The organism is Mycobacterium szulgai (genome assembly GCF_002116635.1).
Lineage (GTDB): Bacteria > Actinomycetota > Actinomycetes > Mycobacteriales > Mycobacteriaceae > Mycobacterium > Mycobacterium szulgai.
On sequence record NZ_LQPW01000029.1, the window covers coordinates 19,025 to 41,931 of the forward strand.

At 65.0% G+C, this 22,907-nt stretch carries 20 protein-coding genes, 2 tRNA genes and 1 pseudogene; 5 read left to right on the plus strand and 18 right to left on the minus strand.

Annotated elements, in window-relative coordinates; genetic code table 11:
- Positions 1–41: 41 nt before the first annotated feature.
- The 6 genes and pseudogenes from AWC27_RS06890 to clpX all read right to left on the minus strand — a co-directional run bounded on the left by AWC27_RS06890 (position 42) and on the right by clpX (position 7,220).
- Positions 42–641: a transglycosylase family protein gene (locus AWC27_RS06890; RefSeq protein ID WP_085669814.1), complete on the minus strand. Its 600-nt coding sequence runs from the start codon at positions 639–641 to the stop codon at positions 42–44.
- 1,082 nt (positions 642–1,723) lie between these two features.
- Complete coding sequence (gene mobA / locus AWC27_RS06900; RefSeq protein WP_139836812.1) at positions 1,724–2,329, minus strand: molybdenum cofactor guanylyltransferase; 606 nt, start codon at positions 2,327–2,329, stop codon at positions 1,724–1,726.
- Position 2,330: 1 nt separating this feature from the next.
- Positions 2,331–3,422 (minus strand): 2-oxoacid:ferredoxin oxidoreductase subunit beta, encoded by a 1,092-nt coding sequence (locus AWC27_RS06905; RefSeq protein ID WP_085669815.1) that lies wholly within the window; start codon positions 3,420–3,422, stop codon positions 2,331–2,333.
- The gene (locus AWC27_RS06910) at positions 3,419–5,380 is read right to left on the minus strand and encodes a 2-oxoacid:acceptor oxidoreductase subunit alpha (RefSeq protein ID WP_139836816.1); all 1,962 of its coding nucleotides are present in this window, start codon (positions 5,378–5,380) and stop codon (positions 3,419–3,421) included. Before AWC27_RS06910 ends, AWC27_RS06905 begins: the two co-directional genes overlap by 4 nt.
- 300 nt (positions 5,381–5,680) lie before the next feature.
- Positions 5,681–5,875, minus strand: a pseudogene (locus tag AWC27_RS06915) (MFS transporter); the annotation flags it as partial.
- A 64-nt stretch (positions 5,876–5,939) separates the two neighbouring features.
- Complete coding sequence (gene clpX, locus AWC27_RS06920; protein WP_085669817.1) at positions 5,940–7,220, minus strand: ATP-dependent Clp protease ATP-binding subunit ClpX; 1,281 nt, start codon at positions 7,218–7,220, stop codon at positions 5,940–5,942.
- A gap of 276 nt (positions 7,221–7,496) precedes the next feature.
- On the opposite strand from clpX, the gene mmuM reads away from it, so the two are divergent.
- Entirely contained in the window at positions 7,497–8,384 is an 888-nt protein-coding gene (gene mmuM, locus AWC27_RS06925; RefSeq protein ID WP_085669818.1) for a homocysteine S-methyltransferase, read from the plus strand.
- On the opposite strand, the gene clpP2 is transcribed toward mmuM, so the two are convergent.
- The 4 genes from clpP2 to AWC27_RS06945 all read right to left on the minus strand — a co-directional run bounded on the left by clpP2 (position 8,381) and on the right by AWC27_RS06945 (position 11,293).
- Positions 8,381–9,016 (minus strand): ATP-dependent CLP protease proteolytic subunit ClpP2, encoded by a 636-nt coding sequence (gene clpP2 / locus AWC27_RS06930; protein ID WP_085669819.1) that lies wholly within the window; start codon positions 9,014–9,016, stop codon positions 8,381–8,383. The genes mmuM and clpP2 overlap by 4 nt on opposite strands.
- Positions 9,013–9,618: an ATP-dependent Clp protease proteolytic subunit gene (locus AWC27_RS06935; RefSeq protein WP_139801864.1), complete on the minus strand. Its 606-nt coding sequence runs from the start codon at positions 9,616–9,618 to the stop codon at positions 9,013–9,015. The genes clpP2 and AWC27_RS06935 overlap by 4 nt, the downstream gene beginning before the upstream one ends.
- Before the next feature lie 121 nt (positions 9,619–9,739).
- Entirely contained in the window at positions 9,740–11,182 is a 1,443-nt protein-coding gene (tig, locus tag AWC27_RS06940) for a trigger factor (RefSeq protein WP_169726739.1), read from the minus strand.
- Positions 11,183–11,219: 37 nt separating this feature from the next.
- Positions 11,220–11,293, minus strand: a tRNA-Pro gene (locus AWC27_RS06945).
- Between the two features lie 134 nt (positions 11,294–11,427).
- On the opposite strand from AWC27_RS06945, the gene AWC27_RS06950 reads away from it, so the two are divergent.
- Positions 11,428–11,498: transfer RNA gene (locus tag AWC27_RS06950), tRNA-Gly, on the plus strand.
- A 32-nt stretch (positions 11,499–11,530) separates the two neighbouring features.
- Positions 11,531–12,715, plus strand: coding sequence for a serine hydrolase domain-containing protein (locus tag AWC27_RS06955; protein ID WP_085669821.1), 1,185 nt, complete (start codon positions 11,531–11,533; stop codon positions 12,713–12,715).
- Between the two features lie 21 nt (positions 12,716–12,736).
- On the opposite strand, the gene AWC27_RS33430 is transcribed toward AWC27_RS06955, so the two are convergent.
- The 5 genes from AWC27_RS33430 to AWC27_RS06980 form a co-directional block, all read right to left on the minus strand.
- The gene (locus AWC27_RS33430) at positions 12,737–13,225 is read right to left on the minus strand and encodes an Mtp family mycobacterial-type pilin (protein ID WP_483869951.1); all 489 of its coding nucleotides are present in this window, start codon (positions 13,223–13,225) and stop codon (positions 12,737–12,739) included.
- The gene (locus tag AWC27_RS06965; protein WP_085669823.1) at positions 13,119–13,925 is read right to left on the minus strand and encodes an Fpg/Nei family DNA glycosylase; all 807 of its coding nucleotides are present in this window, start codon (positions 13,923–13,925) and stop codon (positions 13,119–13,121) included. Before AWC27_RS06965 ends, AWC27_RS33430 begins: the two co-directional genes overlap by 107 nt.
- Positions 13,926–13,929: 4 nt before the next feature.
- Complete coding sequence (locus AWC27_RS06970) at positions 13,930–14,409, minus strand: ribose-5-phosphate isomerase (RefSeq protein WP_085669824.1); 480 nt, start codon at positions 14,407–14,409, stop codon at positions 13,930–13,932.
- A 57-nt stretch (positions 14,410–14,466) separates the two neighbouring features.
- Positions 14,467–15,078 carry an Rv2466c family mycothiol-dependent reductase gene (locus AWC27_RS06975; protein WP_085669825.1) on the minus strand — a complete coding sequence of 204 codons (612 nt, stop codon included), beginning with the start codon at positions 15,076–15,078 and terminating at the stop codon, positions 14,467–14,469.
- Positions 15,079–15,207: 129 nt separating this feature from the next.
- A complete protein-coding gene (locus AWC27_RS06980) occupies positions 15,208–16,923 on the minus strand; it encodes a PE family protein (RefSeq protein WP_085669826.1) in 1,716 nt (571 codons plus the stop codon).
- 198 nt (positions 16,924–17,121) lie between these two features.
- Between AWC27_RS06980 and pepN the strand changes: the two genes are divergently transcribed.
- Both pepN and AWC27_RS06990 read left to right on the plus strand, forming a co-directional pair.
- Positions 17,122–19,752 (plus strand): aminopeptidase N, encoded by a 2,631-nt coding sequence (pepN, locus tag AWC27_RS06985; protein WP_085669827.1) that lies wholly within the window; start codon positions 17,122–17,124, stop codon positions 19,750–19,752.
- 333 nt (positions 19,753–20,085) lie between these two features.
- Positions 20,086–21,393 carry a PPE family protein gene (locus AWC27_RS06990; protein WP_085669845.1) on the plus strand — a complete coding sequence of 436 codons (1,308 nt, stop codon included), beginning with the start codon at positions 20,086–20,088 and terminating at the stop codon, positions 21,391–21,393.
- A gap of 38 nt (positions 21,394–21,431) precedes the next feature.
- On the opposite strand, the gene AWC27_RS06995 is transcribed toward AWC27_RS06990, so the two are convergent.
- Genes AWC27_RS06995 through AWC27_RS07005 form a run of 3 tightly spaced genes read right to left on the minus strand, consistent with a single transcriptional unit; the run spans position 21,432 to position 22,813 of the window.
- On the minus strand, positions 21,432–21,899 hold the full coding sequence (locus AWC27_RS06995) for a DUF5130 domain-containing protein (RefSeq protein ID WP_085669828.1): 468 nt from the start codon (positions 21,897–21,899) through the stop codon (positions 21,432–21,434).
- Positions 21,886–22,119: an aa3-type cytochrome oxidase subunit CtaJ gene (ctaJ, locus tag AWC27_RS07000; protein ID WP_083116428.1), complete on the minus strand. Its 234-nt coding sequence runs from the start codon at positions 22,117–22,119 to the stop codon at positions 21,886–21,888. Before ctaJ ends, AWC27_RS06995 begins: the two co-directional genes overlap by 14 nt.
- A gap of 46 nt (positions 22,120–22,165) precedes the next feature.
- A complete protein-coding gene (locus AWC27_RS07005; RefSeq protein WP_085669829.1) occupies positions 22,166–22,813 on the minus strand; it encodes an HNH endonuclease in 648 nt (215 codons plus the stop codon).
- Between the last annotated feature and the right edge of the window lie 94 nt (positions 22,814–22,907).

Genomic DNA, 22,907 nt, shown 5'->3' on the forward strand with positions numbered 1-22,907 from the left:
CAGGCCTTCGGGCCCGGCACTTCAGCCGTCTTGCTTATCGGTCAGCCACGCCGGCCGCAGACGGGCCAGGCGCCGATGCCCTGCGAGTGCAGCACATTCTCGGCCACCCGGATCTGCTCCTCACGGCTGGCGCTAGCCGCAGAACCCGAGCCACCATTGGCGTGCCAGGTACCGGAGGTGAACTGCAGGCCGCCGGAGAAGCCGTTACCGGTGTTGATGGCCCAGTTTCCACCCGACTCGCACTGGGCGATCGCGTCCCAGTTCACGCTGTACGCCTTGATAGGGGCGGGCGCGGGCGGCTCGTCGACCGGTGCCGGCGGTGGCGGCACGTTCGGGTCGAAGTCCACCGGCTCGGGAGCCGGCGCCGGCGGCAGGTCGACCGGGGCGATCTCGGCGTCGGGCGCCGGTGGGACGTTGGGGTCAAAACCGACCAGTTCCGGAGCCGGCGGCGCGTCGGGAGCCGACGCGTCGGGAGCCGGGGCGTCCGGAGCCGGCGGGGCCGCGTTGGGGTCGAAGCCCACAGCGTCGGGACCGGGAGCCGCGTTCGGGTCCGCGGGATCGGCATAGGCGATACCGGAGGGCAGAGTCACGAGCGTCCCTGTGATCGCGGCGACAACGAGCGTCTTACGGACGTTCTTCAATCTTGTTCCTTTCGCGGTGCGCGCGCGCCAAAGCCAGCCCACAGCTGTGGGTTGGAGTCATGCGGTTCGTGATTGCTGCTCTGAGACGTGCCGTCTGGTTTCGGCACGACAGCGGAGGGCTTGGATCGCCCGGCGCGGCTTTGCCACGCCTGCGGGGCGGCTGATCGTTGCGCCAGCCCCGACTCCGCTCGCACGCGGGTCCGTGGATTCAATTTTGGTGTTATTACTGCGGCCCATTTTCGGGCTAAGAGGACCGTACGATAACGATTTGGATTCGTCATCCCGGTCCGGCGGGTATATCAGTTCTATTACAAGCCGATCACGCTCGCGCTGCGGAATTGTTCATGCAGGTCAGCTTGGCGATTCTCGACGGCAGTCAAGTTTGGCGTCAACAGCGCTGTCGTGAGCCGAATCACGCACATATTGTGAACTGGGCCACGCATTTGCCAGACGCAATCGGGTGGTGCCGCGACGACCCGGGGCCGAGCACTCCTCAGTGACCTATGTCATAGCTACCCGAATCTCACCGTCCACATCACATATAACCGATTCGACACTGTATCCGGTTACCTAATCACGCAGGGATGCAACGTTATTCGTCGACCTTACGGTAAGGCTGCCGCAATAGCGCAACACTGCACAGTGGATCACCCTGCGGGCGAATGTTCCCTTTTTCCAACGTATTTCGGTACATCTCGATCGACCTGACATGAGGTCGACCAGGTTTGAGCGCTGCCCGAGCGCCTCCATGGGCTCGTCCAACCGGCCGAATTTTGCCACTCACGCCTTTGCTGTAAGCCGTTACTTTTCCCACTTTGGCCGCGAATTCACGGCACTATCGATGAGCGCTGCTATATCGGCGCGGACAACCCGAAAATTCTTCCGCCCCAACGCATTACACAGGAGATAACGCACGCCAGGAGTCTGGCCTGACCCATCTTTCGCGAGGGCTATCGACAAAGAGGCGGCATAAATTCACATCCGAATTAAACAACGAGAACCGCAGCGCAATAGCAGTAAGAGCTCCGCGGAATTGGCTAAAAATATCGCAATGACTTACGGCGAAAAATTCGGCGGTGCGTTCAGCGACCGGGCGCCACGGCCACCCGCAGATCGGCAGCCGAATTCACATTGGTGAGTGGCCGCGAATCCGATACCACGATCTGCTGAGCGTCGGAAGCGTTGATCAGGTCGCTCATTTTGCGCTTGCCCGCAGCGAACAGGGCGTCCACCCGGTCGGCCAGATCCGTCCGGTATACCGCGGCCAGATAGTGGGTGCGCCCGTCCCACGGCAACACCACTTCGGCGTTGGTCTCGGCGGCCAGGCGGGCCAGCTCGTCGATCAATTCGACTGTGAGATAAGGCATGTCGACGGCGGAGACAAACGCAAACCGCGCGCCGGCCTCAGCGGCTGCGCGCAATCCACGACCGGTTGCCGGCAACGGCCCCAACCCGCGCAACTCGTCACGCAGAATCGGAACCTGCAACGCCGGCAGCGGTTGCCCCTGGGCAGCGATCACGAACACCTGCTCGCAGCGCTGTCCAAGGATGCCGACCACTTGTTCCACCAGCGTGGTCGTTCCGCCAGGGATCGGCATGGTGGCTTTGTCTCGGCCCATCCGGCGGGACTCGCCGCCGGCCAAGACGACCCCGGCCAGAGACACTGTGTCGGGCATGGATTCGGCCACCTCAGTCGACTGTCCAGGTGTCACGACCGCGCAGCAGCGATTGCAGCGCGGCGGTGTCAGACGGCTTCGAACTCTGAGCGGCGTGGACCTGAGAGCGCGCCGCATCATCGTAGGTGGGCCGGCTGATGTGCCGGAATATCCCGAGCACGGTGTGCTCGAGGTTCTGGTCGGACAAGCGGGACAGGGCGAAGGCGTACGCCGCATCGTCGGCGTGCGCATCGTGGACCACGATCTCCTCGACGGCGACGTCGGCGGTCTTGGCGACCTCGAGGCTGAAGCCGGACTTCACCACGCAGTATTCGCCGTTGGCGCCGAACACGATCGGCTCGCCGTGGCGGACGTTGATCACCCGCTCTTCGGCGCCCTCCTTGCGCAGGGCGTCGAACGAACCGTCGTTGAAAATTGGGCAGTCCTGCAGGATTTCAACCAATGCCGCGCCGCGATGCTCGGCCGCCGCGCGCAGCACCTCCGACAGGCCCGCGCGATCGGAGTCCAGAGCACGGCCGACAAACGTCGCCTCGGCACCCAGGGCCAAGGACACCGGGTTGAAGGGTTGATCCAGCGAACCCATCGGGGTCGACTTGGTGATCTTGCCGATCTCGGACGTCGGCGAGTATTGCCCTTTAGTCAGGCCGTAAATCCGGTTGTTGAACAGCAGCACCGTGATGTTGACGTTGCGCCGCATCGCGTGGATCAGGTGGTTGCCGCCGATCGACAGGGCGTCACCGTCACCAGTGACCACCCATACCGAAAGGTCCTCGCGGGCCAGCGCCAACCCCGTGGCGATCGCCGGTGCGCGGCCGTGGATCGAGTGGAATCCGTAGGTCTCCAGGTAGTACGGGAAGCGGCTGGAACAGCCGATGCCGCTGATGAACACGATGTTCTCGCGCCGTAGCCCGAGTTCGGGCAGGAAGTTGCGGATGGTGTTGAGGATGACGTAGTCGCCACAGCCCGGGCACCAGCGCACCTCCTGGTCGCTGGTGAAGTCCTTGCCCTTCAGCGGCGGTACCCCAACAGGCAGAGTGGGCACCCCGGTGTTTTTGGTCAACCCCGGTGTCAAACCGAGGTCGGTGCCCGCCAGATTGCCGGTCATTCGATCGCTCCCGCTCCGATTGTGGCCGCCCCGAGTTTGGCGACCATCATTTTGTCTTGCTCAATCTCAGCCAATGTTCCGCCCAGCGCCGCGCGGATGACGCGGCCCACCTCGTCGGCCAGGAAGGAGAGCCCCTGAACCTTGCTGACGGATTGCACATCCACCAAGTACTTTGCCCGCAGCAGCATCGCCAGCTGACCCAGGTTCATTTCCGGGCATACCACCTGCGGGTATCGCCGCAGCACGTCGCCCAGATTGGCCGGGAACGGGTTCAGATAGCGCAAGTGGGCATGCGCGACCTTGACGCCTTTGCGTCGCGCACGCCGGCACGCTTCACCGATCGGGCCGTAAGAACTGCCCCACCCGATCAGCAGCAGCTCAGCGTCGCCGGTTGGGTCGTCGACTTCTAGATCCGGGATGCTGATGCCGTCGATCTTGGCCTGGCGTATCCGGACCATGAGGTCGTGATTGATGGGCTCGTAGGAGATGGCGCCCGAGCCGTTGGCAGCTTCCAGCCCGCCGATGCGGTGCTCCAATCCGGGAGTCCCCGGAACCGCGAATTGGCGGGCGAGGGTCTCGGGATCGCGGTTGTAAGGCTGGAACGGCTCGTCCGGCTGGGCGAACTTGTGCTTGATCGGCTGGAACGAATTGATGTCCGGGATACGCCACGGCTCAGAGCCATTGGCGATGGCGCCGTCGGACAGCACGATCACCGGTGTGTGGTAGGACACGGCGATCCGCACGGCCTCGATGGCGGTTTCAAAACAGTCCGAGGGCGACCGCGGCGCCACCACTGCCACTGGCGACTCGCCGTTGCGACCGAACAGCGCCTGCAGCAAGTCGGCCTGCTCGGTCTTGGTGGGCAGACCGGTCGAGGGTCCGCCGCGCTGGACGTCGATGACGATCAGCGGCAACTCGGTCATCACACTGAGGCCGAGCGCCTCGGACTTGAGCGAAATACCAGGACCCGATGTGCTGGTCACACCAAGCGCGCCGCCGTAAGAGGCGCCGATGGCGGCGCAGATGCCGCCGATCTCGTCTTCGGCCTGGAAGGTGATGACGTTGAAGTTCTTGTGCTTGGAGAGCTCGTGCAAAATGTCCGACGCCGGGGTGATCGGATAACTGCCGAGTACCACCTGCTTGTCGGCGAGCTGGCCGGCCGCAACGATGCCGTAGGCCAGCGCCGTGTTGCCGGAGATCTGCCGGTATTCCCCCGCCGGCAATGACGCCTTGGACACCTCGTAGGTGGTGCCGAAGGCCTCAGTGGTCTCGCCGTAGTTCCAGCCCGCCTTCAGCGCCAGGACGTTGGCCTCCGCGATGTCGGGCTTGCGGGCGAACTTCTCCCTGATGAAGCTCTCACTCGTCTTCATCGGCCGTCCGTACATCCAGGACAACAACCCCAGCGCGAACATGTTTTTGGCGCGCTGACCGTCCTTTTTCGACGCACCGATCGCCTCCACGGCGCCCAGCGTCAGTGTGGTCATCGCGACCGAGTGCACCACGTATTCCTCGAGCTCATCGGACTCCAGCGGGTTGGTTACATAACCGACTTTGGTCAGATTGCGCTTGGTGAACTCGTCGGAATTGGCGATTATCATTCCGCCGCGCGGGAGGTCGCCGATGTTGGCCTTCAAGGCCGCGGGGTTCATGGCGACGAGCACGTCGGGCCGGTCACCGGCGGTCAGAATGTCGTAGTCGGCTATTTGAATCTGGAAAGAGGAAACGCCGGGCAAGGTGCCTGCAGGGGCCCGGATCTCGGCGGGATAGTTCGGCTGAGTCGCCAGGTCATTGCCGAAAAGTGCTGCCTCGGAGGTGAAACGGTCGCCGGTCAGCTGCATACCGTCGCCGGAATCGCCAGCGAATCGAATAACGACATTCTCCAGGCGCTTCCGGCCGGATCCGGAATGGGGAGCTGCGGTATCAGATTCTGACCCGGCCCCGCTGCCGTTCGGATCCACGTCTCCGCCTTCCATCTGTTATCCGGACAGGCACTCCGTCGCAGCTTCAGGTTACGCGCCGTCGGAGTGACTTCCCCCGGTCCTCACGTTTATGTCACTGGCGGTATCAATTATGGCATTACTTTAAGGACCGCGTTATCGCGTCGGGCACACCCCGTGCGCCTTTCTCGCGACTAAAAGCCGATGTCAGCGACTTACCGAAGAGAGATGCGGAAGCAAACTGTGGTTTTGGTCACGTTAGTTCGGCGGGTTGCGGCCGATCGGCGCAGCTACATGCAAACGGGTAGGAACACGTTCTAGTTATGGACTATCTGACGCGTCACGGGCGCTGCTTTCGGGCACCGCGACCAAGTACAGAACGAAACCCGCGCCGGCGATCGCGCCCAGTGCCATGAATGCGGCGTTGTACCCCGCCTCGACGACGATCGAGCCGGCGGCGAGGTTGGACACTGACGCGCCGATTCCGGTCGCCGCGGTAACCGCGCCCAAGCTCAGCCAATGAGTCAGCCGACGAGGAATTGCGTCGCCGTTATCACGCGACGCACGAAGGCCCCTTTAGCTATGCGGTCTTGTCGCGGCGTTCGCTTCGCGACGGCTTGCGGGGCACGATCGTGGGCAGCACGTTGTCCTGCACGGTCTCCTTGGTGACGACCACTTTGGCGACATCGTCGCGGCTCGGGATGTCGTACATCACCGGCAGCAAAACTTCTTCCATGATCGCGCGCAGACCGCGGGCGCCGGTTCCGCGGTGAATCGCCTGGTCGGCAATGGCCTCCAGTGCGTCGTCGGTGAACTCCAGCTCCACGCCATCCATCTCGAAAAGCCGGATGTATTGCTTGACCAGGGCATTCTTGGGCTCGGACAGGATCTTGACCAACGACTCCTTGTCCAGGTTGGTGACCGACGCGACAACCGGGAGCCGGCCGATGAATTCGGGGATCAAGCCGAACTTGATCAGATCCTCGGGCATCACTTCGGCGAAGTGGTCGGTGGTGTCGATCTCGGCCTTGGACCGAACCTCAGCGCCGAAGCCCAGTCCGCGCTTGCCGACGCGCTCGTAGATGATCTTCTCCAGCCCGGCGAACGCACCCGCGACGATGAACAGCACGTTGGTGGTGTCGATCTGGATGAACTCCTGGTGGGGGTGCTTGCGGCCGCCCTGCGGGGGAACCGAAGCCTGGGTGCCCTCCAGAATTTTCAGCAGAGCCTGCTGAACGCCCTCGCCGGAGACGTCGCGGGTGATCGACGGGTTCTCGCTCTTGCGGGCGATCTTGTCCACCTCATCGATGTAGATGATGCCCGTCTCCGCGCGCTTCACGTCGTAGTCGGCGGCCTGGATCAGCTTGAGCAGAATGTTCTCGACGTCCTCACCGACATAGCCGGCTTCGGTAAGTGCCGTCGCATCCGCTATAGCGAACGGGACATTGAGCATCTTGGCCAGGGTCTGGGCCAAATAGGTCTTGCCGCAGCCGGTGGGCCCGAGCATGAGGATGTTGGACTTGGTCAACTCGACCGGCTCATACCGGGAGTCGCGGCCCTTCTCGCCGGCCTGGATCCGCTTGTAGTGGTTGTAAACCGCGACGGCCAACGTCCGCTTTGCGGTGTCCTGCCCGATGACATAACCCTCGAGGAAATCTCGGATCTCGACGGGCTTGGGCAGCTCATCGAGTTTCACATCGTCGGCGTCGGCGAGTTCCTCTTCGATGATTTCGTTACACAGGTCGATGCATTCATCGCAGATGTACACACCGGGACCCGCAATAAGTTTCTTGACCTGTTTCTGGCTCTTTCCGCAGAACGAGCACTTAAGCAGGTCACCGCCGTCTCCGATGCGCGCCATGATGCTTCAGGGCCTACTTCCTGGTTGGTTCCTCGTCGCCTGTTCGTCTTGCTGTGCCGCGTGTAATCCCCGACGGTACCCGCTTATTGCGGCCCCACGCGACCGTTAGCGGCGAATAGCGTCATTGGGATTTCCTGGGTATTCGTGCCTCTCCAAATGAAACATATAGCCCGACGGGTCTTGTCACTCGTCGAGACGCGCAATACGTGTCTCTGGCGTGTCGCGGTCGTTACGCCACCTTGAGCAGACCCCCGCACATCACCCTACAGTGACGCAATGGGATTGGCCGCTGATTCCGTGCTGATCAGCGACGGCGGCCTGGCCACCGAGCTCGAGGCGCGCGGAAATGATCTGTCCGATCCGTTGTGGTCGGCACGGCTCCTGCTGGACGCGCCGGACGAAATCATCGCTGTGCATGCCGCCTACTTCCGTGCCGGCGCCCGGATCGCCACCTGCGCGAGCTATCAGGCCTCGTTCGAGGGATTCGCGGCACGCGGACTCGGACACGACGACGCGATCGCATTACTGCGCCGCAGCGTCGGCCTCGCCAAGACCGCCCGAGACATCACCCAAAGCGAGGTCGGGTCCGACGGGCTGCGAGTTGCCGCCGCGGTCGGGCCCTATGGCGCCGCGCTGGCCGACGGATCCGAGTATCGGGGTCGCTACGGCTTGTCCGTCGAGGCGTTAGCCCGCTGGCATCAGCCGCGGCTGGAGGTCCTGGCCGAGGCCGGCGCGGATGTGCTGGCCATGGAAACCATCCCAGATATCGATGAAGCCGCAGCGCTAGTCGGTTTGGTACAGCGCCTCGGCATTCCGGCCTGGCTCAGTTACACGATCGATGGAATGCGTACCCGTGCCGGACAACCACTTGTCGACGCGTTCGCAGTGGTCGCAGACGTACCCGAGATCGCCGCGGTCGGAGTCAATTGCTGCGCCCCCGAGGACGTGCTGCCGGCAATTGCTGTCGCGACGGCCATCGGCAAGCCGGTGATCGTCTATCCGAACAGCGGTGAGCGATGGAACGGCCGGAACTGGCTCGGCCCGCGTACGTTCACCACGGAACTGGCGCGACAGTGGGCGGCGGCGGGCGCACGCATCATCGGCGGCTGCTGCCGCGTCGGACCGGCTGACATCGCCGACCTGGCGGCCAGCCTCGGCCGTTAAGCGGTCTGGGCGGAAAGCTTCCGGTACTCGAGGACCGTGTCGATGATGCCGTATTCCTTGGCGTCCTCGGCGGTCAGGATCTTGTCCCGATCGGTGTCCTTGCGGATGACGTCAGCGTCCTTGCCGGTGTGACGGGCCAAGGTGGTCTCCATCAGCGTGCGCATCCGCTCGATCTCGGCAGCCTGGATCTCCAGGTCGGAGAACTGCCCCTGGATCACGCCTGACAACGACGGCTGGTGGATCAGCACCCGGGCATTCGGCAGCGCCATGCGCTTACCCGGGGTTCCGGCGGCCAGCAACACCGCCGCGGCCGAAGCGGCCTGGCCTAGGCACACCGTCTGGATGTCGGCGCGGACGTACTGCATGGTGTCGTAGATCGCCATCAGCGAGGTGAAGCCGCCACCGGGCGAGTTGATGTACATGGTGATGTCGCGGTCGGGATCCAGCGACTCGAGCACCAGCAGCTGGGCCATGATGTCGTTCGCCGACGCGTCATCCACCTGGACGCCCAGGAAGATGATGCGTTCCTCGAACAGCTTGTTGTAGGGGTTGGATTCCTTGACGCCGAAGCTGGAGTGCTCGATGAACGACGGCAGGATATAGCGCGCCTGGGGCTGGGTCTGAGGGTTCATTCTGCTTCTCCGTTGACGTGGGCGGCGCGAGTGATGATGTGGTCGACGAAGCCGTATTCGAGCGCTTCTGGGGCGGTGAACCAGCGGTCGCGGTCCGAGTCGGCCTCGATGCGCTCGATCGGCTGCCCGGTGAACTCGGCGTTGAGCCGGAACATCTCTTTCTTGATGACGGCGAACTGCTCGGCCTGGATGGCGATGTCGGCGGCGCTACCGGTCACGCCGCCCAACGGCTGGTGCATCAGGATGCGCGCGTGCGGGAGCGCGTAGCGCTTGCCCTTGGTGCCCGCCGCCAACAGGAACTCACCCATCGAGGCGGCCATCCCCATCGCGTAGGTGGCGATGTCGCAGGGCGCCAGGACCATGGTGTCGTAGATCGCCATGCCCGCACTGATCGAGCCGCCCGGGGAGTTGATGTAAAGGTGGATGTCCTTGTCCGCGTCCTCGGCGGCGAGCAACAGAATCTGCGCGCACAACCGGTTGGCGACGTCGTCGTTCACCTCTGAACCCAGGAAGATGATGCGCTCTGCGAGCAAGCGCTCATAGACCGAGTCCGTGAGGTTGAGACCGGGTGAGGTCGAACGCATGTCAGGCACATTGCTCACTGTGGGGATACCTGCTTTCTGAAGTTTCTTATGCACCGACCCTAACCAACCTCGCCCGCTGTTTGCGGCCACGCACCCCCCTGAAATGGGCGCGTTCGCTCACAGCGTCAAGTTGGCCGCTCTAATCGGCCTTATCTGCGGCGGCCTCGTCGGTTTCGTCGGCCTTGTCGGTTTCGTCGATTTCGGTGGCTTCGGTGGCTTCGGTGGCTTCGGCGTCCAATAGGTCGGCGACGTCGTTCTCCGGGGGCGTGCCGAAGAACTCACTGATATCGATCGTGTTGCCATCGGTATCGGTGACGGTCGCCGCCTGGGCCACCGCTCTGACCGCCAACTCGCGCCGCACATCGGCGAACATGGACGGCAGCTGGTTGTTCTCCTGCAGATAGCCGAACAGTTGCTGCGGCTCGATGCCGTATTGCCGAGACGTCATCACCAGTCTTTCGGTGAGGTCTTCCTGGCCGACCTGAACCTTCAGGTCATCGGCCAAAGCGTCCAGCAGCAGCTGTCGCTTGACGTCCTTCTCCGAGGCGCTGCGCGCCTCCTCGTCGAACGCCTCGCGTGAGGAACCCTGCTCGGCGAGCAACTCGTTGAACCGCGCTTCGTCGTGGTTGAGGCCGCTCAGCGCGCTGTGCATGACGCTGTCGTACTGGGCCTGGACATAGGACTCCGGAAGCGGAACGTCAACCTGCTCGAGCAGAGCGTCGATCGTGGCGTTGCGAATCTGCTCGGCCTGTTGCGCACGCTTGGCCGCGCGCACCTGTTCGCCGAGGCTGGTACGCAGCTCTTCGATGGTGTCGAACTCGCTGGCCAGCTGCGCGAATTCGTCGTCGGGTTCGGGCAGTTCACGTTCCTTGACGGACTTGACCGTGACAGTGACCTGCGCTTCCTCTCCGGCGTGCTCGCCGGTCGCCAATTTGGCGGTGAAGACCCGGGACTCATCGACCGAGAGGCCGACGAGTGCGTCGTCGAGGCCCGCGATGAGCCGGCCGGAGCCGACCTCATGGGACAGGCCCTCGGCGGCGGCGCCGGGCACCTCCTCGCCGTCAACTGTGGCGGACAGGTCGATGGAAACGAAGTCGCCGGTCTCCACCGGCCGCTCCACCCCGGTCAGGGTGCCGAACCGGGCACGCAGCGACTGCAGTTCGGCGTCGACGTCGTCATCACTGACGTCGATCGGATCAACCGAGACCTTCAGCTCGCTCAGGTCCGGAAGGGAGATCTTGGGCCGGACGTCGACCTCGGCGGTGAAGGCCAGATCCTGGCCATACTCCTTTTTGGTCACCTCGATGTCGGGCCGGCCGAGCGGCTGGATCTCGGATTCGGCCAGCGCCTGTCCGTACCGGCTGGGCAGCGCGTCGTTGACGATCTGGTCCAGCATCGCCTCGCGTCCGAAGCGCGCCTCGAGCAGCTTGACGGGCGCCTTTCCCGGCCGAAAGCCAGGTAGCCGCACCTGCTTGGCCAGCTCCTTGTAGGCCCGCTGGAAATCAGGTTCCAGCTCGGCGAAAGGCACCTCGACATTGATGCGAACCCGAGTGGGGCTCAACTGCTCGACCGTGCTCTTCACGGGTGTGCTCCTTGAGTTGTTCCGGCGTGAGTGCTTGTCGGGGTGACAGGATTTGAACCTGCGGCCTTCCGCTCCCAAAGCGGATGCGCTACCAAGCTGCGCTACACCCCGCACTGACCTCGCGATCCTACGGCCCGGCGGTACCAGGCCCGCAACGACCTCTCAGTCCTCACAGAGCGGTCACACAAGTGCGTCGATTAGATTTGATTCGCGCCACCACGTACAGTCTCGCTCGACTAATACACGCGGGCGTAGCTCAATGGTAGAGCCCTAGTCTTCCAAACTAGCGACGCGGGTTCGATTCCCGTCGCCCGCTCCGATGAGCTTCTTGCTCAGCAGAAAGGCGCCATGCGCGACCTCGAAATCCACGGCTCATGCGCGTCCGACTTCGTCAGGGTTCGTGAGTCGTTCGAGCGCAATTTTGCGCAGCGCAGCGAGATCGGCGCGGCCGTCGCGGTGTGGGTGGACGGCGATCTCGTCGTCAACTTGTGGGGCGGTTCGGCTGACGCCGCAGGCACCCGGCCCTGGCGAGAGAACACCCTGGCCACCGTGTTGTCCGGCAGCAAGGCGCTAACCGCAACCTGCGTCCACCAACTCGCCGATCGTGGGGAGCTGGATCTCAATTCACCGGTGGCCAGGTACTGGCCGGAATTCGGCCAGGCCGGCAAGGAAGCCATCACACTGGCCATGGTGCTCAGCCACCGCTCCGGAGTGATCGGACCAAACCGGCGGATGAACTGGCAGGACGTCACCGACTGGGACTTCGTCTGCGGGCAACTGGCCATCGCCGAACCGTGGTGGGAACCAGGCAGCGCACAGGGTTACCACATGACCACCTTCGGTTTCATCCTCGGCGAGGTGTTTCGAAGGGTCACCGGACGCACGGTCGGGCAATACCTGCGCACCGAGATCGCCGACGCCATCGGCGCCGACGTCCACATCGGCCTGAACCCGTTCGAACAGCGCCGCTGCGCCGATCGGGTGAACAAACCGCACGCCAGAGACCTGCTGGCCGACGTCGGAGCCCCGGGCTACCCGACCAGCCTGGACGAACATCCCAAAGCGGCGCTCTCGATTTCGATGGGGTTCGCACCCGACGACGAACTGGCCTCACACGATCTGCGGCTGTGGCGTCAGCTTGAGTTCCCCGGCACCAACGCGCAGGTGTCGGCACTGGGCTTGGCGACGTTCTATAACGCCCTGGCGTGCGAGAAACTGCTCAGCCGCGAACACATGGACCTGGTCCGGGTGTCGCAGGGTGGCTTCGACACCGATCTGGTGCTCGGTCCCCGGGTCGCCGACCACGGGTGGGGGCTGGGCTACATGCTTAACCAGCGTCGCATCAACGGGCCCAACCGCTGGATCTTCGGCCACGGTGGGCTGGGCGGCTCCTTTGGGTTCGTCGACCTCGAACACCGGATCGGTTACGGGTATGTGATGAACCGCTTCGACGCCAGTAAGGCCAACGCCGACCCGCGCAGCGTTGCGCTCAGCAACGAGGTCTACGCGGTGCTCGGCGTCAAGCCCGACTGACCCGACAGAATTTGTCGGGGCCTACCGTGGGCCCCCGGAACCGCCAGGGCCGCCTGGCCCGCCGGATCCCGGACCACCAGGCCCGCCGGGTCCGCCTGGTCCGCCCGGTCCGCCCGGTCCGTGACCGACGCCGCCGGGGTGAGGGTTGGGGCCAGGCCCACGCCAGTTGTCGTGACAGGCGCCCCAATCCCAGTTGTCGCCCCACCCGGGGTCCCAGAAGTCACCTGGGCACCACTGGGGCAACGGTCCCGGCTGAGCGTGCGCGTCAGCGGCGACACCCAGACCACCGAGTCCTAAGCCGGCAGTCAGAGCGAAAGTTGTTGCAGCTAAACGTAATGAGGTTCGCATAGCAGTTACAGGTACCCACCGAACCTGAAGTGAAACTGTAGCTTCGGCGGCCCGATCACGTTTGGCAGGTCGGACACCAGAACACGTTGCGGCCTTCCAGTACCGCAGTGCTGATTGTTTCCCCGCACACCCGGCACGGATCGCCGGCGCGCCGGTACACATAGGTGCGGGGGCGTCCCGGCCCATATGAAGGCGCTCCGTGGTCGTGCTCGGGATGTACGACGACAATCTTGCCGCGCCGCAATCCGACCTTCATCAGCGCCACCAGATCCGTCCAAGCCGCGTCGAACTCCGCTTCCGACACCTGCTGGCCGATCCGGTACGGATCGATACCGTGCCGGTACAGCAACTCGCTGCGATAGACGTTGCCCACTCCGGCGATCACCGTCTGATCCATCAACAGTGCGCCGATAGGCCTGCGCGACTTGGCAATTCGCTTCCAAGCCCAAGAGGGGTCGGCGTCTCCGCGCAACGGATCGGGTCCGAGGCGGGCCACCACCTCCGAGACGTGGCCTTCGTCGATCAACTCGCACACAGTCGGACCGCGCAAATCGGTGCCATACTCCGCGCCGACCATCCGCATCCGCACCTGACCGACCGCGTCGGGCAGGGGTGCATCGGCGGGGCGTGCCCACTCGGTGAACGTGCCGTACAGCCCGAGGTGTACATGCACGATCGAGCCACCGTCGTAGTGGTGGAAGAGGTGCTTTCCCCAGACGCTGGTGCGCCGCAAGACGCGACCGTTCACCGCGGCAGCTGAGTCGGCGAATCGGCCCTGCGGACTGGTGACCGCTACGGGCCCACCGGCGAAGCGGCGCTGATGCAGCCGGGCCAGCCGGTGCAGCGTATGCCCTTCGGGCACGGCCTCAGGCCGAAGCGCCGGGCACGGGCGGCGCTTCGTGGGTACGTTCGTATTCGGTGAGAATGTCGATACGCCGTTGGTGGCGTTCGGCTTTCGACCACGGGGTGGCGATGAACGCGTCGACGATGGCCAGAGCCTGCTCCACCGTGTGCATACGGCCGCCGATGCCGATCAGCTGCGCGTTGTTGTGTTCGCGCGCCAGTGTTGCGGTTTCCACACTCCAGGCCAGCGCGCAGCGAGCGCCCGGCACCTTGTTAGCGGCAATCTGTTCGCCGTTGCCGGATCCACCCAGCACGAGGCCCAGGCTGCCGGGATCGGCCACCGTGCGCGTTGCAGCGGCGATGCAGAATGCCGGGTAGTCGTCGTCGGCGTCGTAGCCGAAAGCGCCGCAATCGATCGGCTCGTGGCCGGATTTCTTCAAGTGCTCGATGATCTGCTGTTTGAGCTCATATCCGGCGTGGTCGGCACCCAGGTAGACGCGCATGCCCGACATTCTGCACCATGCGTGCCGGGGCCCTTGCGGGCCTGACGCGGCGCGCCGTTAGTCGAAGTCGGGGCGCTCGGTACGAGTTCGCTTGAGCTCGAAGAAATGTGGATACGCCGCGAAAGTCACCGATGCGTCCCAGAGTTCTCCGGCCTGCTCGCCGCGCGGAATCTTGGAAAGCACGGGCCCGAAGAACGCCACACCGTTGACGTGGATGGTTGGTGTGCCTACGTCGTCGCCGACCGGATCCATGCCTGCGTGGTGGCTCTTGCGCAGCGCTTCGTCGTAGGCGTCGCTGGTTGCGGCCTGGGCCAGTTCGGCGGGCAGGCCCGCATCGGCCAGAGACAGTTTGATGACCTCGTCGAGCTCTTTGTTGCCTTCGTTATGGATTCGGGTGCCCATGGCTGTGTACAGCGGCTCAAGGACTTTGGCCCCATGCGCCTGCTCGGCGGCGATCGCGACCCGCACCGGACCCCAGGCCCTGGCCATGTTCTCCCGGTATTGCTCGGGCAGCCCTTCCCGGTTTTCGTTGAGCACCGCCAGGCTCATGACGTGGAAGTTCACCTCGATGTCGCGCACCTTCTCAACCTCGAGAATCCAGCGCGAGGTGATCCAGCACCACGGGCACAACGGATCGAACCAGAAATCGGCAACAGACTTTTCGGCCATTAGGTAGTCATCTCCCTGTCATTTCGCTGCCGTCTCGCTGAGCATCAAGACGGTCAGAACACCGCTCAGCACAACCGTAGTCGCGTGGAAACTGTTCCCCGCGAGCGTGCTTTGACCTGCCGGACTCGCTCAGCCCGCTTGACCGGCATTGCCGTCGGCGCCGGAGGTACCCGTCGCGCCGGTATTGCCGGCCGCGGCGGGGCCGTTGGCGCCGATTCCGCCGGCGCCGCCCAGGCCGCCGGAGCCACCCGCGCCACCGCCGCCCGCGGCGCCACCAAGACCCGATCCGCCCGAGTGGCCGATGAATCCGGCCGCACCACCGGCGCCACCATTGCCGCCGTCGCCGCCGTCACCGCCGCCACCACCGGTGCCGCCGTCGCCGCCTGCTCCGCCCTGGCCCATGGTTGCGGTCACGTTTCTGTTGGCGCCGCCGGTGCCCCCGTCGCCGCCTAGACCACCGAAGCCGCCGGTGGAGCCAGCGCCACCCAGACCACCAGCTCCCCCGGCACCGCCGGTGCCGCCGTCACCGATCAGCCAGCCGCCGCGACCTCCGGCGCCACCGGTACCGCCGTGGCCGCCAAGACCACCGCCAACGCCATCACCACCTCGTCCGCCCAGACCACCGTTGCCGCCGGTGAGCGGGACCAGATCCCCGTTGCCGTCGGCGCTGCCTCCGGTGCCGCCAGCACCACCCATCGCTCCGGTCCCGCCCGCTCCGCCGTCGCCGCCGTCACCCCCGACGGTGACGGTCCTGCCGTTGACGGCCTGCGTAGTGGCGGCGCCGCCGGCACCGCCGGCCCCTCCCATCGCGCCAGCGCCACCGTCGCCGCCGTTGCCGCCGTTGCCGCCCACCGCACTCACCGACGAAACGGAACCGGCGCCGCTTGCGGTGCCCCCGGTGCCACCGGCCCCGCCCATTGCTCCTGGGCCGCCATCGCCACCCTTGCCACCATCGCCCCCCACGATCCCGGCGGCACCTGAGTTCGCCGCCGCGCCGCCGTGGCCGCCGACGCCCCCGATCTGCCCCGTGGCGGTGCCGTCACTGCCATTGCCGCCGTTTGCCGCGACGCCGTTGATCTTGTCCTGTCCTGCGCTGCCGTTTTGGGCGTAGGTGTAGGGCGAGCCGGCCGGACCTGGGTTAACGCCATTGGCGCCGGTCCCACCGGCACCGCCGACCCCACCGTCGCCGCCAGTCCCCCACAGCCCGGCGTCGCCACCCGCACCACCGTTGCCGCCCACGCCGCCGCCGACACCGAATCCGCCCGCGCCGCCGTTGCCGCCGTTGCCGAACCACATGCCGCCGGCCCCGCCGGCGCCGCCGCGCTGACCGGGCGCGCCGGCTCCCCCGTTGCCGCCGTTACCGATCAGTCCCGCGGCGCCGCCCGCACCACCGTTCTGACCGATGCCGCCGGCTCCGCCGTTGCCGCCGTTACCCCACAGCAAGCCGCCGTCGCCGCCACGCTGACCGGGTGCGCCGTTCGCGCCATTGCCGATCAGCGGGCGGCCCAGCAGGGCCTCGGCGGGGGCATTCACCGCATCGAGCGCCTGCTGCAGTGGCGAGGCGTTCGTTGCCTCGGCGCCTGCATAGGCGACGCTCGCGCCGCTCAACGCGCGGACGAACTGGTCATGGAAGCTGGCTACTTGAGCACTGAGGGCCTGATAGGCCTGGCCGTGGGCACCGAAGATGGTGGCAATTCCAGTCGAGATCTCATCGGTAGCCGCGGCGACCAGCCCGGTGGTCGAGTGAGCCGCCGCGGCGTTGGCAGCGCTGATCGCCGAACCGATATCCGTCAGATCCGCCGTCGCCGTCGCCAGCATCTCCGGCGTCACAATCGCAAATGACATGCACAGCCTCCTACCGTAAAAGTGCATTGATATACACGGTGGAACGGCCCGAGACGTTCGATAGAAAGGCATACCGGTTGGACTAGGCGGAGCGGTCGTTTCGGTGGATTCTTGAATGCCACACTGCCGACACGACTTTGGATGTCCGCCGGCGACGCGCTCTGACCCTTCGGTTGGCCAGCCGATATGTTGTAGCCCGTGGCCCTTCCTAATCTCACTCGTGACCAGGCTGTCGAACGCGCCGCGGCCGTCACCGTGGACAACTACCGGATCGATCTCGACGTGACCGACGGTTCGGGCGCGCCGGGCGAGCGCACGTTCCGGTCCATCACCACCGTGACGTTCGACGCGCTCGCCGGCGCCGACACCGTGATCGACCTCGCCGCTGACACCGTCCGCAGCGCCACCCTCAACGGCCGGGAACTCGACATCTCGGGCTACGACGAATCGACCGGGATTGCGCTACGCGGACTTGCCGACCGCAATGTCCTTGTCGTCGACGCGGACTGCCGCTACTCCAACACCGGCGAGGGCCTGCATCGCTTCGTCGACCCGGTGGATGGCGAAACCTACCTGTATTCGCAGTTCGAGACCGCCGATGCCAAGCAGATGTTCGCCTGCTTCGACCAACCCGATCTCAAGGCCACGTTCGACATCCGGGTCACCGCGCCCCAGCACTGGAAGGTGGTCTCCAACGGCGCGACCGCGTCCGTGTCGGACCCCCACAAGAACCGCAACGGCAGAGTGCACACTTTCGCGACCACGCCGCGGATGAGCACCTACCTGGTTGCGCTGATCGCCGGCCCGTACGCCGTCTGGGAGGACTCCTACAGCGACGAGCACGGCACTATCCCGCTGGGCATCTATTGCCGTGCCTCGCTGGCGCAACACATGGACGCGGAGCGGTTGTTCACCGAAACCAAGCAGGGATTCGGCTTCTACCACAAGCACTTTGGGCTGCCCTATGCATTCGGCAAGTACGACCAGCTGTTCGTGCCCGAATTCAACGCCGGGGCAATGGAAAACGCCGGTGCGGTGACGTTCCTCGAGGACTACGTATTCCGCAGCAAGGTCACCAGGGCATCCTACGAACGGCGCGCCGAGACGGTGCTGCACGAAATGGCCCACATGTGGTTCGGCGACCTGGTGACCATGAGCTGGTGGGACGACTTGTGGCTCAACGAGTCCTTCGCCACCTTCGCCTCGGTGCTGTGTCAAAGTGAGGCAACCGAATACACGGAGGCCTGGACGACGTTTGCCACCGTCGAGAAGTCGTGGGCGTACCGCCAGGACCAGCTGCCGTCGACGCATCCGATCGCCGCCGACATCCCCGACCTGGCCGCAGTCGAGGTGAATTTCGACGGAATCACCTACGCCAAAGGCGCTTCGGTACTCAAGCAGCTCGTCGCCTATGTCGGCCTGGAGCATTTCCTGGCGGGGTTGCGCGACTACTTCCGCACGCACGCATTCGGCAATGCCACGTTCGACGATCTGCTGGCCGCGCTGGAGCAGGCGTCGGGCCGCGACCTGTCGAATTGGGGTCAGCAATGGCTGCGCACCACCGGGCTCAACACGTTGCGGCCCGAGTTCGACGTCGACGCCGACGGAAAATTCACCCGGTTCGTGGTGGCGCAGAGCGGTGCCGCGCCGGGTGCGGGCGAGACCCGCGTGCACCGGGTGGCGATCGGCATTTACGACGAAGATGGATCCGGCAAGCTGGTCCGGGTCCACCGCGAAGAGCTGGACGTCGCTGGTTCGACGACCGAAGTTACTGCGCTGGTTGGGGTTTCGCGCGGAAAGCTGGTTTTGGTCAACGATGACGACCTGACGTATTGCTCGCTGCGGCTCGACGCCGAATCGCTGCAGGCCGCATTGCAGCGCATCGCCGACATCGCCGAGCCGCTGCCACGCTCGCTGGTGTGGTCGGCGGCCTGGGAGATGACCCGCGAAGCCGAACTGCGTGCCCGCGACTTCGTGTCACTGGTGACCGGCGGCGTGCACGCCGAAACCGAAGTCGGGGTATTGCAGCGACTGCTGCTGCAGGCGCAGACGGCGCTGGGTTCCTATGCCGAGCCGGGGTGGGCGCGCGACCACGGCTGGCCGCAATACGCCGACCGGCTGCTGGAATTGGCACGTGAGGCCCAGCCCGGATCGGATCATCAGCTCGCCTACATCAACGCCTTGTGCTCGTCGGTGCTGTCGTCCCGGCACGTGGAAACGTTGGCGGGTCTGGTCGACCCAAGTCTTTCGGACCCCACCGCGCTGGGATTGGCGGGCGTCGACGTCGACACCGACCTGCGCTGGCGCATCGTTATCGCGCTGGCGACCGCAGGTGCCATCGACGCCGACGGGCCCGACTCGCCGCGGATCGACTCCGAAGCTGAGCGTGACCCCACGGCCGCCGGCAAACGGCATGCCGCCCAAGCCTCCGCCGCACGACCTCAGCTCGAGGTCAAGGAACAGGCCTTCCTAACGGTGGTCGAGGATGACACCTTGGCCAATGCCTTCGGGCGCGCGATTATCGCGGGCATAGCCGCGCCGGGGCAGAGTGAGTTGCTCAAGCCGTTCACCGCACGTTATTTCGATGCCATCCCGGGAGTCTGGGCTCGGCGATCCAGCGAAGTCGCCCAGTCCGTCGTCGTCGGCCTCTACCCGTATTCGGACATCAGTGAAGAGGGCATCGCGGCCGCCGACGAGTTCCTCAGCGACCCCGAGGTGCCCCCGGCGTTACGCAGGTTGGTGCTCGAGGGCCAAGCGGCGGTGAAGCGGTCGTTGCGAGCCCGGCTTTTCGACGCGGCGGAGCCGGCGCTTCAGGCCGCAGACGGCTAATCCCGGGCACGGCTCGCAGTTGAGTGCTGATCAACTGCTGCAATCAATTTGGCCAACGTAGCGGGTATGCACACCGAACGTCACCGGACACTTGATACTGAGGCACTTCGCCTCATCGAGCCGCCCTCAGTGGACGATTTAACCCTAGCGGATAAGGCACGCCCGCAAGTAACTACTTAGTTCGGATCAGCGCGGGCAAACATGGGTTGAGTCGCGAATGGTGTGACTGCGCAACCCTTTTCAGTCGCTTCCAGACATGACCAGCGTGCCAAGACTGCCCGCCTCTCGACACGAGGAGGAATTTAGGTGGGATGCGCAGACGGCGGGCTCATGATGATCGGGTGTGACTGGGGAGCCATACCGCCGGAGGTACATTCGGCGTCACTACTGGGCCCCGGGCCCGGCCCGTTGCTGTCCGCCGCGGCGGCGTGGAGATCGCTGAGCGGTGAATATGCCTTAGCGGCAGACGAACTCACCGCAGTGTTGGTTGAGGTGCAAGGCAGCGCATGGCAGGGCCCAAGCGCGGAAAGTTTTGTGGCCGTGCACATGGTGTATGCGGCGTGGCTAACTGAGGCGAGCGCAGACTGCGCCGCGGCGGCCGCGCAGCACGAGTCGGCAGCCGTGGCCTACGGTGCCGCGCTGGCAGAAATGCCGACATTGGCGGAATTGGCTGCCAATCATGTCATTCACGGGGTATTGATAGCGACGAATTTCTTTGGAATCAATACGATTCCGATCACGCTCAACGAGGCAGACTACGTGCGCATGTGGATTCAGGCCGCCGCGGTGATGGGTGCTTACGAAGTGGCCTCGATTGCAGCATTAGCGGCGGTGGCCCACACCCCGCCGGCGCCGGTGCTGGTCAAGCCGGGCGTCGGTCACCTTGCCGAAAGTGCGCTATTGCCAACACTTTCCCAGCCGCCTTGGTGGGACGTGATCTGGCAACTGATCGAGACCCTTGCCCAGGTCGTAAGCCAGGCGGTATCCGCGCTGGCCAGCGAGATATTTTCCTTCAGTGTCGAACTGATCTTCTACCTAGGTCAGTGGCTGGTGGCGTATGCAGTCCTGATAGGCGGCTATCTACTTCAGCTACTGCACGTGCTGAACGTGCTCATTACCGACCTGCTCGCGTTGTTCTTGTTGGACGCCCAACTAGTGATCCTCTTTCTCTACATCACCGTGCGCGCAATGGACGCAGTAGTCGCGTTGGTGGCTGAGTTCCTGGGCAAGGTGTTGGGAACGCTGTCCTGGGCGCTCGACCAGGCGGCCACAGCGGTGGCCGAGGCAATACGCGAGCTGCTCGGAGGTGTGGCGGCGGCGGCGCAATCGGTGGGATATGTATCCGCGTCGCCTCAAGGCGGTGTCGGCTCGTTACCCACCGGCGGGATCGCGGCGGCACCTGTCACGTTGCCAGCTGATATCGCCCCCGCCGGCAGCTCCGCGGCGGGGTCGGGGACAGTAGCCGCCTCCGAGCGGGGTGCCGGCACGTTGTGGGGATTTGCCGGGACCACGCATGAGGCGGCGATGCGACAACCTGGTGGGTTGTCGATCTTAGGTAGCGGCGAACTCGGGGGCGGGATGCGCATGCCGCTGTTGCCGAGTACGTGGCACGCAATTCCTGCACTCGCGGTCGCGCCCTAAGGCCACGACTCCTATCGACCACCGCACCCGCGGGGAGGTCAGGCGGGCGAGATTCCCGCGCTGAGTACCCGGATCGCGCTGACCAGCCCATCGATCAAGTGGCCCTGCTCGAAAGCCGAGGAAGCGGCGGCAACCCCGAGCGGAGCCGCCGACTCGGCGCCGCGGCCGCGAACCGCTGAGCCGTACACCACCTCGATGGCGGACTGGTCGGGCGAGACGGCGAGCAGCACCGCATTGTCGGGCGTCGGCACCTTGGCCAACAGTTCGCGGGCGCGCGCGGCGGTGTCGCTGCCCAGGTCACCGATATAGACGGCGAACCGCGCCCGAGACGCCCGCGAGCCATATTTCAGCGCGTCGTCGACGGCGACAAGGTCGTTGATCGGGAAGGGGTAGTGCACCGACAGTTCGCCGGGCTCAGTGACCCCGGAGACGCGTCCGCTGGTGGTGATTGCCCAGCCATAGGGCAGCTCAGTGGGTTCGATCGTCGCGACTTCACCACGTGCCACTTGCGCCTCCTCCAACTGTGAACTCCGGTGCGTTGTGCCCGCCATGCCCGTGCGAGTGCCCGACGTCTTCGTCGGTGGCTGCCCACAGGATCGGCGGGTGGGTCCACGGCTCGGAGAGTTTGTAGGTCGCCGGGTGCGGGCCCTTGCGCGACCAGATCAATCCCACCAGCACGATGACCAGCAACAACGGGATGCCAATGAAAAGCAGATGGATCTGCATAACGCTCACGACGCAAACCGTATCCCACCGGGGCAGCGAACGTCAGCTAGGCCGCGCCTTCGCCCAGATACCGTGCCCAGGAGGGGTCCAGCTCCTTGACCGTCGACAGCAATCGCCAGTGCTGGCCCGTCGGTGGCAGCGGCGCGCGGCGCAACACCCAGCCGAGCTCGGCGAGCAGGCGGTCGCCCTTGCGGTGGTTGCACGTCGAGCAGCAGGCGACGCAGTTCTCCCACGAGTGGTCGCCACCGCGGCTGCGCGGCACCACGTGGTCGACGGTGTCGGCCTTCGCTCCGCAGTAGGCGCAGCAGAACCGGTCGCGGTGCATTAATGCGGCCCGGGTCATAGGGACCCGGGCCCGGTAGGGAACTCGCACATAGGTGCGTAGCTGGATCACCGACGGCACCACGATCGACCTGGTCGCCGAGTGGATCAGGGGTCCGGCCGGATCGTCGTGCACCACGTCGGCCTTACCGCAGATCAACATGACGATCGCGCGGCGCAGCGGCAACGCGGTGAGCGGCTCGTAGGTGGAGTTCAGCAGCAGCACCCGCCGGCGATTCCAGATCGATGCGCTCTCAAGGCGGGCGGGCGGGTGAATCTCGACACTATGCAGGCATGACGCGGCTGAGGGCCCGGTTACGCCTGCCGCGGCACCGGAACTGCGGTGGCTGCGGCGTTTCTTGCGCTGCGCCATAAATCCTCCGCGGACAGTCCACCATGATTTGCTGCTGACTGCACGCCAATTGCCTCGCGCGCGCCGTGTCGATCCGGTGAACACCTGGAACGCT